At 68.4% G+C, this 14,426-nt stretch carries 12 protein-coding genes; 5 read left to right on the forward strand and 7 right to left on the reverse strand.

Features of this window, described 5'->3' with window-relative positions:
• The first annotated feature begins 6 nt into the window (after positions 1-6).
• Entirely contained in the window at positions 7-2,664 is a 2,658-nt protein-coding gene (gene alaS, locus HD841_RS19810) for an alanine--tRNA ligase (protein ID WP_179510628.1), read from the forward strand.
• Positions 2,665-2,852: 188 nt separating this feature from the next.
• Here alaS and HD841_RS19815 read toward each other — a convergent pair whose 3' ends face one another.
• The 6 genes from HD841_RS19815 to yaaA all read right to left on the reverse strand — a co-directional run bounded on the left by HD841_RS19815 (position 2,853) and on the right by yaaA (position 8,854).
• Complete coding sequence (locus HD841_RS19815; protein WP_179510629.1) at positions 2,853-3,410, reverse strand: hypothetical protein; 558 nt, start codon at positions 3,408-3,410, stop codon at positions 2,853-2,855.
• A 96-nt stretch (positions 3,411-3,506) separates the two neighbouring features.
• Positions 3,507-3,860 carry a DUF952 domain-containing protein gene (locus HD841_RS19820; RefSeq protein ID WP_179510630.1) on the reverse strand — a complete coding sequence of 118 codons (354 nt, stop codon included), beginning with the start codon at positions 3,858-3,860 and terminating at the stop codon, positions 3,507-3,509.
• Positions 3,857-6,655 (reverse strand): DNA gyrase subunit A, encoded by a 2,799-nt coding sequence (gyrA, locus tag HD841_RS19825; RefSeq protein WP_179510631.1) that lies wholly within the window; start codon positions 6,653-6,655, stop codon positions 3,857-3,859. The genes HD841_RS19820 and gyrA overlap by 4 nt, the downstream gene beginning before the upstream one ends.
• 115 nt (positions 6,656-6,770) lie before the next feature.
• On the reverse strand, positions 6,771-7,067 hold the full coding sequence (locus HD841_RS19830; RefSeq protein ID WP_179510632.1) for a hypothetical protein: 297 nt from the start codon (positions 7,065-7,067) through the stop codon (positions 6,771-6,773).
• Positions 7,068-7,427: 360 nt separating this feature from the next.
• Positions 7,428-8,117, reverse strand: coding sequence for an SDR family NAD(P)-dependent oxidoreductase (locus tag HD841_RS19835; protein ID WP_179510633.1), 690 nt, complete (start codon positions 8,115-8,117; stop codon positions 7,428-7,430).
• Entirely contained in the window at positions 8,114-8,854 is a 741-nt protein-coding gene (gene yaaA / locus HD841_RS19840) for a peroxide stress protein YaaA (protein ID WP_179510634.1), read from the reverse strand. Before yaaA ends, HD841_RS19835 begins: the two co-directional genes overlap by 4 nt.
• A gap of 163 nt (positions 8,855-9,017) precedes the next feature.
• Here yaaA and HD841_RS19845 point away from each other — a divergent pair, with 163 nt between their 5' ends.
• Positions 9,018-10,328 (forward strand): hypothetical protein, encoded by a 1,311-nt coding sequence (locus tag HD841_RS19845; RefSeq protein WP_179510635.1) that lies wholly within the window; start codon positions 9,018-9,020, stop codon positions 10,326-10,328.
• 75 nt (positions 10,329-10,403) lie between these two features.
• Here the strand turns inward: HD841_RS19845 and HD841_RS19850 are convergent, their stop codons facing one another.
• Complete coding sequence (locus HD841_RS19850) at positions 10,404-10,871, reverse strand: Lrp/AsnC family transcriptional regulator (protein ID WP_038658436.1); 468 nt, start codon at positions 10,869-10,871, stop codon at positions 10,404-10,406.
• Positions 10,872-11,056: 185 nt separating this feature from the next.
• Between HD841_RS19850 and HD841_RS19855 the strand changes: the two genes are divergently transcribed.
• The 3 genes from HD841_RS19855 (at position 11,057) to HD841_RS19865 (ending at position 14,299) form a co-directional block, all read left to right on the forward strand.
• Positions 11,057-12,742 (forward strand): sensor histidine kinase, encoded by a 1,686-nt coding sequence (locus tag HD841_RS19855; protein ID WP_373563080.1) that lies wholly within the window; start codon positions 11,057-11,059, stop codon positions 12,740-12,742.
• Positions 12,739-13,758: a polysaccharide deacetylase family protein gene (locus HD841_RS19860; RefSeq protein WP_179510636.1), complete on the forward strand. Its 1,020-nt coding sequence runs from the start codon at positions 12,739-12,741 to the stop codon at positions 13,756-13,758. Before HD841_RS19855 ends, HD841_RS19860 begins: the two co-directional genes overlap by 4 nt.
• 301 nt (positions 13,759-14,059) lie before the next feature.
• Complete coding sequence (locus HD841_RS19865) at positions 14,060-14,299, forward strand: hypothetical protein (RefSeq protein WP_179510637.1); 240 nt, start codon at positions 14,060-14,062, stop codon at positions 14,297-14,299.
• Positions 14,300-14,426: the final 127 nt, after the last annotated feature.

Below are 14,426 nucleotides of genomic sequence, written 5' to 3' on the forward strand. Positions count from 1 at the left end.
TGGCCTATGACCTCGACCAACGACATCCGCCGCGGCTTCCTCGACTATTTCGCTTCGCAGGGGCATGCGATCGTGCCTTCGGCGCCGCTGGTGCCGCAGAACGACCCGACGCTGATGTTCGTCAACGCCGGCATGGTGCCGTTCAAGAACGTCTTCACCGGCCTCGAGACGCGCCCCTACACCACCGCGACCAGCAGCCAGAAATCGGTGCGCGCCGGCGGCAAGCACAACGATCTCGACAATGTCGGCTATACCGCGCGGCATCACACCTTCTTCGAGATGCTGGGCAATTTCTCGTTCGGCGATTACTTCAAGGAACAGGCGATCCACCATGCCTGGACGCTGCTGACCGGCGTGTGGGGCATCCCGGCGGAGAAGCTGACCGCCACCGTCTACCACACCGACGACGAGGCGTTCGGCCTCTGGATGAAATACCTGCCCGAAGAGCGGATCATCCGCATCGCCACCAAGGACAACTTCTGGGCGATGGGCGACAGCGGGCCGTGCGGTCCCTGTTCGGAGATCTTCTATGATCACGGCGCGCACATCCCTGGTGGCCCCCCGGGCAGCCCGGACGAGGACGGCGACCGGTTCGTCGAGATCTGGAACCTCGTCTTCATGCAATATGAGCAGGAGGCCAACGAGATCGTCGGCGAACTGCCCAAGAAGTCGATCGACACCGGCATGGGGCTGGAGCGGATCGCCGCGGTCCTGCAGGGCGTCCACGACAATTACGACACCGACACGTTCAAGGCGCTGATCGCCGCCTCGACCTCGCTGACCGGCACCGATGCGGAAGGGCCGCGCAAGGCGTCGCATCGCGTCATCGCCGATCATCTGCGCTCGTCGGGTTTCCTCGTCGCGGACGGCGTGCTGCCTGCCAATGAGGGGCGCGGCTATGTGCTGCGGCGGATCATGCGGCGTGCGATGCGCCATGCGCATCTGCTCGGCGCCAAGGAACCGTTGATGCACCGGCTGGTGCCGGCGCTCGTCGCCGAGATGGGCGCGGCCTATCCCGAACTGGTCCGCGCGCAGCCGCTGATCGAGGCGACGCTGCGCCAGGAGGAGACGCAGTTCCGCAAGACGCTCGACAAGGGCCTGAAGCTGCTCGACGAAGCGACTGCGGACATGGCCGAGGGTGCGACGCTCGCCGGCGAGACCGCGTTCCGTCTCTACGATACGTTCGGCTTCCCCTACGACCTCACCGAAGATGCGCTGCGCGAGCGTGGCCTGACGGTGGACCGCGCCGGCTTCGACGCGGCGATGGCGGAGCAGAAGCGCGCCGCCCGCGCGGCCTGGAAGGGCTCTGGCGCCAAGGCGTCGGATGACCTGTGGTTCGACATCGCCGAGGAAACCGGCTCCACCGAGTTCATCGGCTATAGCGCCGATGTCGGCGAGGGCGAGGTCGTCGCGCTGGTCAAGGACGGCGCGCGCGTCGACCAGGCGACGACCGGCGACACCGTCGCGATCATCGTCAACCAGACGCCCTTCTACGCCGAGAGCGGCGGGCAGGTCGGCGATACCGGCACGATCACGAGCGATGCCGGCCTGCGCGCCGCGGTGACCGAGACCTCGAAGCAATTGGGCCGCATCTTCGTCCATCATGCAATGGTCGAGAACGGTGGGATCAAGGTCGGCGATGCCGTCCGCTTGCAGATCGACGTGGCCCGGCGGGCGCAGATCCGCGCCAACCATTCGGCGACGCACCTGCTGCACGAGGCGCTGCGCCAGCGGCTGGGCACGCATGTCGCGCAGAAGGGCTCGCTGGTCGCGCCCGAGCGGCTGCGCTTCGACGTGTCGCATCCGGTGGCGATGACCGCCGAGGAGCTTGCCGACGCGGAGGTTGCGGTCAACGCGCAGATCCGCGGCAACGGCAGCGTCACCACCCGGCTGATGACCCCGGACGAGGCGATCGCCGAGGGCGCGATGGCGCTGTTCGGCGAGAAATACGGCGACGAGGTGCGTGTCGTGTCGATGGGGACCGAGGACGACGGCAAGACCTATTCGATCGAACTGTGCGGCGGCACGCACGTCAACGCGCTCGGCGACATCGGCCTGTTCAAGGTCGTCGGCGAGGGGGCGGTTTCGTCGGGCGTGCGCCGTGTCGAGGCGCTGACCGGCGAGGCGGCGCGTGCCTATCTCAACGCCCGCGACGAGCGGCTGCGCGAGGCGGCAAGTGCGCTCAAGACGACCCCCGACGAGGTGCCGGCGCGCGTGATCGCGCTGCTCGACGAGCGGCGCCGGCTGGAGCGCGAACTCGCCGAGGCGAAGAAGGCGCTGGCGATGGGCGGCGGCAGCGGCGCAGCGGTCGGGCCGGAGCAGGTTGGTGGCGCTGCGTTCATCGGCCAGGTGCTCGACGGCTTCGAGGCGAAGGGGCTGCGCGCCGCGGTCGACGACGCCAAGCAGCGCCTCGGCGGGCCGGGCGTCGCGGTGATGGTGGCGGTCAACGATGGCCGCGCCTCGATCGCCGTCGGGGTTACCGACGATCTGGTCGCGCAGGTCAGCGCGGTCGATCTGCTGCGGCGGGCAGTCGCGGTCCTCGGCGGGCAGGGCGGCGGCGGTCGGCCGGACATGGCGCAGGGCGGCGGGCCGGACGGCGCCAAGGCGGCGGAGGCGATCGACGCCATCCGCGCGGCACTGACCGAACAACCGGTCGCGGCGTGAGGATCGTCATCGCACTGGTATGATCTTGCTCTCTATCGGCGCCGAGTGCCGCCGCGAGGTGGGGCCGGGGGAGATTTGCGCGGCGTATCGGCGCGAAGCACGTTTGGGGCTACCGTGAGGGCGGACACGCCCGCGCATACCGATGCCGCACCATATAGGACGGGGAGGGCGAGCCCTCCCCGTTCCGGTTACTTCGCTGCGCCCGCGGTGGCTGCCGCGAGCTGATCGGCGGTGATGCCGGCGACGACCTTGCCGCTCGCATCGGCGCTGAAGCCGGCGATCGGCAGCTTCACGTCGCCCTTGGCGGTGGTCAGCGTCACGAACTGTGCGTCGGCCGACTTGATCGTGCCGATCGTTGCGCCGTTGAGGCCGGTGACCGAGGTGCCGGGGGTGAGCTTCGACTTCACCGCCGCCTGTGCCTGCGCCTGCGAGCTGGCGACGGCCGCGTCGAGGTCCGCCTTGGTCATCGCCATCGCGAAGCCCTTGTCGGTCTTGCCGATCGAGGCGGGGGGCACGGGCACCTGCGCGGTGCCGGTGTTGAGGATCACCGCCTGCGGCGTGATGCTGGCAACGGTGCCGAGCGGTACGCCCGCACTGTCATAGATCGTCGCGCCGACGGTCGGCGCAGCGGCGGTAGCGGAACCGGTGGCGGTCGCTGAGGCGCCGGGGGCAGGCTGGGCTTGCTGTGCCAGAGCCGCGGCGGGCACCATCAACAGGCTGCCGATCGTCAGGGCCAGGGTACGCATTCGACATTCTCCATCGTCGTCGTTGTGACTTAGTAACGATGGTGTCTCGAATGGGGTTCCGCCCGCCTTTCTCGGCGAGTGGAGCCCCGGCCGGGATCAGCCGGTAATCGGCAATCGGACCGTCCCGTCCGCGGCACGCTCCAGCGGACCATAAGCGATGACGGTTTCCAGCAGCAACGGCTCGTAGAGATGCGGGAACAGCTGGCCGCCGCGCGATTCCTCCCATTTCAGCGTATCGCCGAAGCTGCCGAGATCGACCGCGGCGACATGCAGGTCGCTTTGGCCGGCGAAATGCTTGTCGACCGTTTCGGTAAGCTGCGCCTCCGTCGACAGATGGACGTAGCCGTCGGCGAGATCGACGGGGGCGCCGTCGAAGCGCCCGTCCCGCTCCAGGGCGGCCATCTGCTCGCCGGTCAGCACCTTGTAGGCGGTGGTGGGCCGCTCGCTCATGCCTCATCCTCCCCGTCGTCGCTCTCGTCGACCTGTTCGTCCATCGTCTGCGGACCGGTGCCGTCGTCGACGACCAAATCGTCTTCGCCCGGCAAGGTCGGGGCGTTGCCCAGTTCCTCGGCGATCACCGCCTCGGCCTCGTTCTCGGGCTCTTCCTCCTCGTCGATCCGCGCGGCGGAGACGACATGCTCGTCCTTGGCGACGCTGAACAGCGTCACGCCCTGCGTGTTGCGACCGGTGACGCGGACATCGCCGACCGACATGCGGATCAGCTTGGCCTGATCGGTGACCAGCATCAGCTGCTCGCCCGAATGCGCCGGGAAGCTCGCCACCACCGGGCCGTTGCGACCGGCAGAGACGATGTTGGTGATACCCTGGCCGCCGCGATTGGTGCGGCGATATTCATAAGCCGAGGTGCGCTTGCCATAGCCGTTCTGGGTGACGGTGAGGATGAACTCCTCCGCCTTCTCCATCGCCGCCATCGTTTCGGCATCGAGCGTGGTTTCGCGCTCGCCCTCCTTCCACGGCGCGGCGCGCAGATAGGCGTCGCGCGTGTCGGTGTCGAACGGCACGCCGCGCAGGATCGACAGGCTGATCACCTCGTCGCCCTCGCCCAGGCTGACGCCGCGCACGCCGGTCGAGGTGCGGCTCTGGAATTCGCGCACGTCGGTGGCGGAGAAGCGGATCGCCTTGCCGTTGCGGGTGGCGAGCAGCACGTCGTCGCTCTCGGTAAGCACCGCCACGCCGATGAGCTTGTCGTCGCTGCCCTCGTCGAAGCGCATCGCCAGCTTGCCGTTGGACGGGATGTTGGCGAAGGCGTCCATGGCATTGCGACGCACGGTGCCGTTGGCGGTCGCGAACATGACGTGCAGGTCGCCCCAGCGCGTCTCGTCCTCGGGCAGCGGCAGGACGGTCGAGATCGTCTCGCCCGGCGCCAGCGGCAGCAGGTTGATCATCGGCCGGCCGCGCGTCGCCGGCCCGCCCTCGGGCAGGCGCCACACCTTCTTGCGATAAACCTTGCCGAGGTTGGAGAAGAACAGCACCGGCGTGTGCGTCGAGGTGACGAACAGGCTGGTGATGGCATCCTCGTCCTTGGTCGCCATGCCGGCGCGGCCCTTGCCGCCCCGCTTCTGCGCGCGGAAGGCGTCGAGCGGGGTGCGCTTGATATAGCCCTGCACGGTGACGGTGACGACCATGTCCTCGCGCTCGATCAGGTCCTCGTCGTCGATGCCGTCGGCGGCCGCGGCGATCTCAGTCCGGCGCGGCGTCGCGAAGATCGAGCGGACGTCGACCAGCTCCTCGCGCATCACCTCGTAGAGGCGCTCGCGGTTGCCGAGGATCTCGAGCAGCGCGGCGATCGAATCGGCGAGGCCCTTGAGTTCGTCACCGATCTCGTCGCGACCGAGCGCGGTCAGGCGGTGCAGGCGCAGGTCGAGGATCGCGCGGACCTGGACATCGGACAGCTTGTAGCCGTCGCCGACCTGAACGCCCTCGACTGCCTCGACGAGGCTGAGATAGGGGGCGATCTCGGCGATCGGCCATTCGCGCGCCAGCAGCGCCGCGCGGGCTTCTGCCGGGCTCGATGAGCCGCGGATGATCCGCACCACCTCGTCGAGGTTGGTGACCGCGATCACCAGCCCGAGCAGGATATGGGCACGGTCGCGCGCCTTGTTGAGCTCGAACTTCGAGCGGCGCGTGATGACCTGTTCGCGGAACTGGACGAACGCCTGGATGATATCCTTGAGGTTCAGCGTCTCCGGCCGGCCGCCGCGAATCGCGAGCATGTTGGCCGGGAACGACCCCTGCGCCGGCGTATGCCGCCAGAGCTGGTTGAGCACCACGTCCGGCGTCGCGTCGCGCTTGAGGTCGATGACGATGCGCACGCCCTCGCGGTTCGATTCGTCGCGGATGTCGCTGACGCCCTCGATCCGCTTGTCCTTCGCCGCCTCGGCGATTTTCTCGACGAGCGCGTTCTTGCCCTGCTGGAAGGGGATGGCGGTGAGGACGATCGAGCGCCGGTCGCCGCGGCTTTCCTCGATGATGTGGCGCGAGCGGACGATGATCGAACCGCGGCCGGTGTGATAGGCCGAGCGCGCGCCCGCCTTGCCGAGGATGATCGCGCCGGTGGGGAAATCGGGGCCGGGGACGATCTCGATCAGCTCGTCGATCGTGATCGCGCCATTGTCGATGTACGCGATGCAGGCATCGACCACTTCGCCGAGATTGTGCGGCGGGATGTTGGTCGCCATGCCGACCGCGATGCCGCCGGCGCCGTTGACGAGCAGATTGGGGAAGCGCGCCGGCAGCACCTGCGGCTCGCGCTCGCTGGCATCGTAGTTCGGCTGGAAATCGACGGTATCCTTGTCGAGATCCTCCATCAGGTAATTGGCGGCGCGGGCGAGGCGCGCCTCGGTGTAGCGCATCGCGGCGGGCGGATCGGGGTCCATCGAGCCGAAGTTGCCCTGACCGTCGATCAGCGGCAGCCGCATCGACCAGTCCTGCGTCATGCGCGCCAAGGCGTCGTAGATCGCGGTGTCGCCGTGCGGGTGGTATTTACCGATCACGTCACCGACGATGCGGGCGGATTTGCGGTAGGGGCGGTTGAACAGGAAACCGTTTTCCTGCGCCGAGAACAGGATGCGGCGATGCACGGGTTTCAGCCCGTCGCGCACGTCGGGCAGCGCGCGCGCCACGATGACGCTCATCGCATAGTCGAGGTAGCTCGACTTCATCTCATCGACGATGGAGATCGTCGAAATATCGGAGGGTTCGGCGAGGGTGGTCTCGTCGGCCAAGGCTGTACGCTTTCGGATTGTTACAGATGTGTGCCGATCTTGTAGGCACCTCGCAACCGAAAGTCACGCGCGCACGCACATACGCGTGCGCGCGGACAACAGGAGTATCGAACGCTTATTTCTTGCAGGCGGTCTTGTTGGCGTTGCCGGCCTTGCCGCAGTCGTAGGTCACGGTCTTGCCGGTGCTGGTCTTGGTGGTGACCGTCCGGCCCTTGGCGGCGACCGCGGTGCGGGTCGTGCTGCGCTTGGTGGTGGAGGGGCTGCCGACTCCCGGCTTGGTCGTCGTGGTCGTGCGGCTGGTCGCCACCGTCTTGGCGGTGGTCTTGGGCGTGGCGGCCTGCGTGGCGAGCGCGGCGGAGCCACAGCAGAGCGAGGCAAGTGCGAGCATTGCGAAGGGCAGGGATTTGGTCATGGCGTCATCTCCACCGGCGGACGCGTGGATCGCGTCGTCGTGGCGGCAAGGATGCCCGCGCCGGTCTGACGCGTAAGTGGCTGCGACATGACGATTCTGTCATGTCCGCGGGAGCGGCCTGCGCTTGACCGGTCGCCCTCCGGCCGGGGGCAGGGCATCCGCCTGCCCAGCCCACCCCGTCGCCCCGGACTTGTTTTGGGGTCCACTCCGCGGCGAGGCGTGCGGCTGGAGAGGGTACAGTTCTCCTGCGGCCCGGTGGACCCCGGAACGAGTCCGGGGTGACGAAGGCAGAGGTGGAGCCGACCGAACCTCGTGCATCGGGTCTACGCCCGATGAGGGCAGGGGCTATCCTCTCGGCGCCTAAGGCGCGACTTCCTTGCCCTCGAAATCGAACAACTTGCCGCTGTCGGTCCCGGTCAGCCCGTCGATCACGTCGAGCAACTGCGACGCCGCCCGGTCCGGCGTGAACAGCGTGCCGGGGCGGACGCTGCCCTGGAATGGCTTGGACAGCGCGGTATCGACCGTGCCCGGGTGCAGGCCGACGATGATCGAGCGGTCGTTGCGCCGCTTCTCCTCGATGCTCAGCGTTCGCACCAGCTGGTTGAGCGCCGCCTTGGCCATCCTGTAGCCGTACCAGCCGCCCAGCCGGTTGTCGGAGATGCTGCCGATCCGCGCGGACAGCACGGCGAATACCGTCCGCCCCTGTTTCGGCATCAGCGGCAGCAGATGCTTGGCGACCAGCGCCGGTCCGATCGTGTTGACCCGCAGCACCTGCTCCAGCCAGGCCGGATCGAAGTCGCGATAGCTTTTCTCGGGGCCGCGTTCGCCGGCGTGCAGCAGTCCGGTCGCGAGGATCACCAGCGCCGGTGGCGGACCGTTGGCGATCCGCTCCGCGGCGGCCGCGATGCTCGCCTCGTCAGTGATGTCGATCGGATCGCCGCCCGAGCGCGACAGCGCATGGATGCGGTCATGCGCCGCCTCGTCCACCAGCGCCTCGTGCAGCGCCGCGCCGATGCCGCCCGATGCGCCAACGATGACCGCGGCGCTCATCGCGCGAACCGCCACTGGTCGTCGCTGCTCGCCGCCGCGTCGAAGGCATAGCCGTCGGTGTCGAAGCCGCGCATCGCGTCAATTTCGGTAATGCGGTGTTCGACCATCCAGCGCGCCATCATCCCGCGCGCCTTCTTGGCGTGGAAGCTGACGAAACGGCCGCCGTCGCGGAAATCGATCGCGACGACGCGAATGTCGGCGGGCAGGTGGCCGGCGACCCCCGCCCAATATTCCTGGCTGGCGAGATTGAGGACGACCTTCTCGCCGTCGCCGGCGACATCCTCGGCCAGCGCCTTGCCGATCCGGTTTCCCCACCAGTCGGTCAGCTTCTTGTGCCGGGGCGCCCAGCGTGTCCCCATCTCCAGCCGATAGGGGCGCATCAGGTCGAGCGGGCGCAGCATGCCGTACAGGCCCGACAGCAGCCGCAGGTGATCCTGCGCGAAGGGGAGCGCCTCCTCCTCCAGCGTCTTGACGTCGAAGCCGGTGTAGACGTCGCCGTCGAACGCGAAGATCGCGGGCCGCTCGGGCGCATGCGCGAAGTCGCGGAAGCGGTCGGCATTGAGCTTGGCCAGCGCCGGCGAGATGTGCATCAGCTCCGACAGCGTCTTCTGCGTCAGGTGCGAGGCGGCGGCGGCGAGCGTCTCGGCCTCGGCGGCGAAGCGCGGCCGGGTCGGGGTGAGGGCGGGAAGGGGCGACTCATAGTCGAGCGTCTTGGCGGGGGAGAGGACGGCGATCATCCCGCTCGCCGGTAGCCGCCCGGCGGCGCCCGTTCAATCGCCGTTCAGTGCCCGTCGGGCAGGCGGACACGACGTGGCATCGCTTGAACGGCTTGCGACGGACCGTTACAGCCCCGCAGACGTTAGCGGCAGCGATGCCTCACTATCTGGAGAGAGAGTTAGCATGAAGACCCTTTCGAAGCTCGCGCTGGCCGCGGTGCTGGCCACCGGCGTGAGCGGCCTGGCGATCGTCGCCCCCGCGGCCGCCAAGGACAAGAAGGAAGAGCAGGCGGCTCCTGGCTTCAAGCTCAGCAAGCCGGTGCAGGCGATCGCCTTCCAGGCGCAGGAAGCCGTCAAGGCGCGCAACCCCGCCGCTGCCGAACCGCTCGTCGCACAGGTCGAGGCGGCCGCCACGACCGACGACGACAAATATATCGCCGCCGCGCTCCGCTACGATCTCGAGAACACCAAGCTCGTGATCGCACAGGAAGCCAATCCCAAGGCGCCGCTCGACGAGACCGTGCTCGCCAAGCCGCTCGACGCGCTGATCGCCGCCAAGAGCACGCCGGCCGCCGACCGCGGCAAGTATCTGTTCCGCCGCGGCCAGCTCGCCTACAACAGCGGCCAGTATCCGGTCGCCACCCAATATTTCACCCAGGCGAAGGCCGCGGGCTACAACAGCCCCGATTTCGATCTCCAGCTCGCCAAGGTGAAGGTGCAGGCCGGCGACACCGCGGGCGGCCTTGCCGACCTCGATCGGTTCATCACCGCGCAGAAGGCCGCCGGCCAGGCCGTGCCCGAATCCTATTACCGCTTCGGGATCGCGACCGCGAACAACAAGAAGATGGCGCCCGAAACGCTCGCCTGGATGCAGAAGTACGTCTCGGCCTATCCCAACGCCAAGGTGTGGCGCGACGTCATCCTGCAATATGCCTTCGCGCAGAACAGCCTCGCCGCGCCCGACAAGGCGCAGACGGTCGACCTCTATCGCCTGCTGCGTACCGCCGGCGCGATGCCGGACCAGGCGATGTACGAGGATTATGCCAAGAACGTCTACGATCGCGGCAATCCGTATGAGGCGGCGGCGGTGCTGAAGGAGGGCATGGCCTCGGGCAAGATCCCGGCGACCAGCGCATTCTCGAAGAGCCTGCTGACCGCGGCGAACACCGCGATCAAGGCGGACGGTTCGCTGGCGAGCAGCGAGAAGACTGCGCTGGCGTCGAAGGACGGCAAGATCGCCGCGTCGACGGCGGACGCGTACCTTGGCCAGAACAACTACGCCAAGGCGATCGAGCTTTACCGCGCTGCGCTCAGCAAGGGCGGTGTCGATGCCAATGAGGTGAACACGCGCCTCGGCATCGCGCTCGCCAAGTCGGGCGACAAGGCCGGCGCGCAGGCCGCCTTCGGTGCGGTCACCGGCAGCCCGCGTGCGGGTATCGCCGCATTGTGGAACACCTGGACCCAGGTCGGATCGACGCCCGCTCCGGCGGCCTGATCGTCCGCGACCGGACAGGAGAGGGGGCGGTCCGGCGACGGGCCGCCCCTTTCGTTTGCCTGCCGCAATGGGCCGTCAGTCGATGACGACGGGAATGCCCGATGTCGATTTGGCGGTACGGATGGTGAGCGACGTCTTGACGCTGGCGACGTTGGGCGCGGGCGTCAGGTGCGTCGTCAGGATTTCCTGAAAGCTCTTGAGGTCGCTGGCGACGATCTTGAGGATGAAGTCGATCTCGCCGTTGAGCATGTGACATTCGCGAATCTCGGGAATATCGGCGACATGCGCTTCGAACGCTGCGAGATCATGCTCGGCCTGGCTGCGCAGCGATACCATCGCGAAGACGGTGATCGGAAAGCCGAGGCTGGCGGGATCGAGATCGGCGTGATAGCCGCGGATCACACCGGCTTCCTCCAACGCGCGGACGCGACGCAGGCAGGGCGGTGCGGTCAGCCCGACGCGTTCGGCCAGCTCGACATTGGTCATCCGCCCATCCTGTTGCAGGTGGGCGAGAATCTGACGATCGATCCGATCGAAGGACATTGCGTATCAAACTCCAGGAACAGGCCGAATGTGGACGGCGGCTCCCCCTAAGCATAAGAAAATTGCGGCGCAACGCAATTGTCCCACTATGCGACGGGGGCAAATCGGCGGTTCCTCTAACATGCCCCGATCGTTAAGGGATTATCGCGCACATCGTTCAGGTGGGGCGGTCTCCAGGAGTTGGTGTGCGTTTCGACGATAGCCTGAAAACGGTGCTTTCGGCCGACATGGAGAGTGGTTTCGGCGCGCAATCGGCGTGGCGGCAGCTGACCGACCTGATGGGGCGCGGGCGTGTTCCTGCGGATGCCGCCTCGCTCGACCGGCTGCGCGGACTGCGCGCGACCGTGCCGGTGGCGATTCGCGCGGCGAGCGCGCGCGCATTGGCATTCGCCCGACCGCCGGCCGCGCTGGTCGCCTTCTTCGCCGAAGACGCGATCGAGGTTGCCGCGCCGCTGCTGCGTACCGCCCAGATGGCGGACGACGACTGGCTGGCGTTGCTGCCGAGGCTCGATGCGCATGGCCGCGCGCTGTTGCGCCACCGCCGCGACCTTCCCGCCGCGGTCGAGCGCGGGCTGGCGACGTTCGGACCGGCGGATTTCGTGCTGCGCTATGATGCTCCGGCACCCGCCAACGACCTGATCGAGCCCACGCCGCCGCCGCCGCCGGCGCCCGTGGTGACCGACACGGTCACGCCGTTTCCGCCGCCGCAGCCGGTCGCGCCCCCGCCCCCGCAGCCCCGTCCCGAGGGCGGCTTCCAGATCGCCGATCTGGTCGCGCGGATCGACGCCTTCCAGAAACAGCGTGACCCCAGCGATCCCGTCGTCGCCCCGGCGATCGAACCGCCCAGCTATTTCCATTTCGACACCGACCATCGCGGCGTGATCTGCGCGGTCGACGGGGTGACGCGGGGGGCGCTGATCGGCGCCTCACTCGCGGTCGGCACGCCGCAGGGCGAGGTGCGCGTCGATGCGGTGATGAACGGCGCGCTGCGCCAGCGCCAGCGCTTCGCCGGCGCGCGACTCGATATCGGCGGCCAATCCGATGCGGCGGGCGCGTGGCGCGTCGCCGGCACGCCGCAGTTCGATGCCGAGAGCGGCCGCTTCACCGGCTATGTCGCGATCGCCCGCCGGCCGCGCGCCGATGAGGAGGCGAGCCTCGCGCCGCGCAAGATGGTGTCCGATTCGCTGCGGCAACTCGTCCATGAGCTGCGCACGCCGACCAATGCGATCGCCGGCTTTGCCGAGCTGATCGAGGCGCAATTGCTCGGCCCGGTCGCGCCGGTCTATCGCGAACATGCGGTGACGATCCGCCAGCAGGCGGCAAGCCTGTTGGGGGCGATCGAGGATCTCGACACCGCCGCGCGGATCGAGGGCAGGGCGCTGGAGCTGCGGCCGGGCCCGGTCGCGCTCGAACCGCTGCTCGAACGGATCGCGCAGGATCTCGCGCCGCTGGCGGCGTTGCGCGGCACCGCGCTCGACATCCACCCGATGGGCGACCACGCCGCGCTGAGCGACGATCGTGCGCTGGAGCGTCTGCTGTCGCGGCTGCTCGCGGCGCTGACCGCGGCGGCGGTGGCGGGCGAGCGGATCGACATCGCCGAGGCGCCGGCACCCAACGGCCAGGTCGCGATCTGCTTCGCACGACCGCTGGCGCTCGCCGTCGATGGCGAGGATGCGTTGCTCAGCCTCGACGGCGATGCGGCGGGGCCGGTCGATGCGGAGGGCGCGCCGCTGCTCGGCACCGGGTTCGCGCTGCGGCTGGCGCGCAATCTGGCGGTGGAACTGGGTGGCGAACTGGTGTTCGGCGAGCATTTGCTGACGCTGCGGCTGCCTGCGGCGCAGGACGAAACGGTGGCGCAGGCGACGCAGTGAGCGCGCGAGACGGCGCCGTCTCGCCCTATCGCGTTCCCGTCCCGCCGCGCGAGGCGGTCATTGACTGGCCGGCATCGTTCGGTCGCCGGTTCGTCGTCTTCGTCGATGTCGAGGAAGAGTTCGACTGGTCGGCGCCGCTCGACCGCGGCAACCGGGCGGTGACGGCGATAGCCGCGCTGCCCGAAGCACATGCCCGGTTCGCCGCGCGCAACGTGGCGCCGGTCTATATGGTCGATCATCCCGTCGCCTCCGATGCTGCCGCGGCGGAGGTCGTGCGCAGCGTGCTGGCGGACGGGCGGTCGGGGCTCGGCGCGCAACTGCACGCCTGGGTGACGCCGCCTTATGGTCCGGCGGTGCCGGGGGGCAGCTATGCGGGCAACCTGCCGCCGGCGCTGGAGGCAGCCAAGCTTGATACGCTGACCGGGCTGCTCGCCGCGGCATTCGGGCGACGACCCTTGGCCTATCGGGCGGGGCGCTATGGCATCGGACCGGCGACGGCGGGGCTGCTGGCAAGCCGCGGGTATCGGATCGAAGCGTCGATGCGGGCGCGCTATGACTATAGCGCCGATCTCGGGCCGGATTTTTCCCGTATCGGCAGCGACGCGTTTCGCATCGGGCGGCTGATCGAACTGCCGCTGACCACGGTCTTCACCGGGCGCCTGCGCCGCGCCGGTGCGGCGCTGTACCCGGCGCTGGGCGGAATGCGGGCGCGGGGCGCCTTCGCGCGGGCCGGGCTATTGCAGCGGGTCGCGCTCACCCCGGAGGATATGCCGATCGGCGATGCGCTCGCGGCGGTCCGCGTCGCGATCGAGGAGGAGGGGCAGCGCCTGATCAGTTTCTCCTTCCATTCGCCGAGCCTGGTGCCGGGGCACACGCCCTATGTCCGCAGCCGCGACGACCTGGCGCGGTTCTGGGACTGGTGGCGGGCCATGTTCGGCCTGCTGGAGACGCTAGGCGTGCAGCCCGTCGGCCTCGACGAAATCCTGCTGGCGGCGGAGATGTCGGCGGACGGATAGACAAGCGCGAAGACAAAGACGCAGTGGAACATCTTGCCGCAAGATGTGGATTGCGACGCGGAAGTGTAACAAAGCGTTCCCACCACGAGCGGCCGACGCTCGGGCCAGTTTCGACAGGAAAGCCGTCTTCTGTCCGCATGGTAAGATCGCGATGGCAGTTTTGCACCCCGCACCGCCAGCCATTCATCGCGCCGGATGCCGCAACTCATCGCCTATTCGATGGTCCTGCGACCTTTTCGCATTGTATTTTCTTCCCGCCGCTGCCAAGGGAGCCGCTCAACACGTGAGAGGGGAAACCGTTATGGTTGCCAAGTATCTGATGGCTGCTGCTGCAGCCGCCCTGGCCGTTGCTCCGGCCGCTGCTGCTCCTGCCAACCCGGCGGCGAGCCTGTCGGTTGCCAAGTCGGTTCGCGCCGGTTCGGCTTCGGCGAAGAAGAGCGAGCTCGCCGGTGGCGGCCTGATCATCGCGCTCGTCGCGGCGGCTGCCGTCGTTGCGGGCATCGTGATCGTCGCCGACGACGACGACAGCGACAGCAACTAAGATCGTTTATTGCCGGCAGCCGTCATGATGACGGCCGCCGGTGATGGGACGTGACGCAAGGGGGACTTCGGTCCCCCTTGTTGATTCCGGCGCCCGCGCGTGGCCGCCACGCGGTGCGTGTCGGACG

Source organism: Sphingomonas melonis (genome assembly GCF_013409985.1).
GTDB classification, from domain to species: Bacteria; Pseudomonadota; Alphaproteobacteria; order Sphingomonadales; family Sphingomonadaceae; genus Sphingomonas; species Sphingomonas melonis_A.

What these genes read in the sequence shown, in the direction of transcription:
- HD841_RS19815 (WP_179510629.1), bottom strand. Translation starts at nt 3,410, where the DNA reads ATGCGTACCCTGGCCCTGACGATCGGCAGCCTGTTGATGGTGCCCGCC.
- HD841_RS19850 (WP_038658436.1), bottom strand. Translation starts at nt 10,871, where the DNA reads ATGTCCTTCGATCGGATCGATCGTCAGATTCTCGCCCACCTGCAACAG.
- alaS (WP_179510628.1), top strand. Translation starts at nt 7, where the DNA reads ATGACCTCGACCAACGACATCCGCCGCGGCTTCCTCGACTATTTCGCT.
- HD841_RS19845 (WP_179510635.1), top strand. Translation starts at nt 9,018, where the DNA reads ATGAAGACCCTTTCGAAGCTCGCGCTGGCCGCGGTGCTGGCCACCGGC.
- yaaA (WP_179510634.1), bottom strand. Translation starts at nt 8,854, where the DNA reads ATGATCGCCGTCCTCTCCCCCGCCAAGACGCTCGACTATGAGTCGCCC.
- HD841_RS19820 (WP_179510630.1), bottom strand. Translation starts at nt 3,860, where the DNA reads ATGAGCGAGCGGCCCACCACCGCCTACAAGGTGCTGACCGGCGAGCAG.
- HD841_RS19865 (WP_179510637.1), top strand. Translation starts at nt 14,060, where the DNA reads ATGGTTGCCAAGTATCTGATGGCTGCTGCTGCAGCCGCCCTGGCCGTT.
- HD841_RS19830 (WP_179510632.1), bottom strand. Translation starts at nt 7,067, where the DNA reads ATGACCAAATCCCTGCCCTTCGCAATGCTCGCACTTGCCTCGCTCTGC.
- HD841_RS19835 (WP_179510633.1), bottom strand. Translation starts at nt 8,117, where the DNA reads ATGAGCGCCGCGGTCATCGTTGGCGCATCGGGCGGCATCGGCGCGGCG.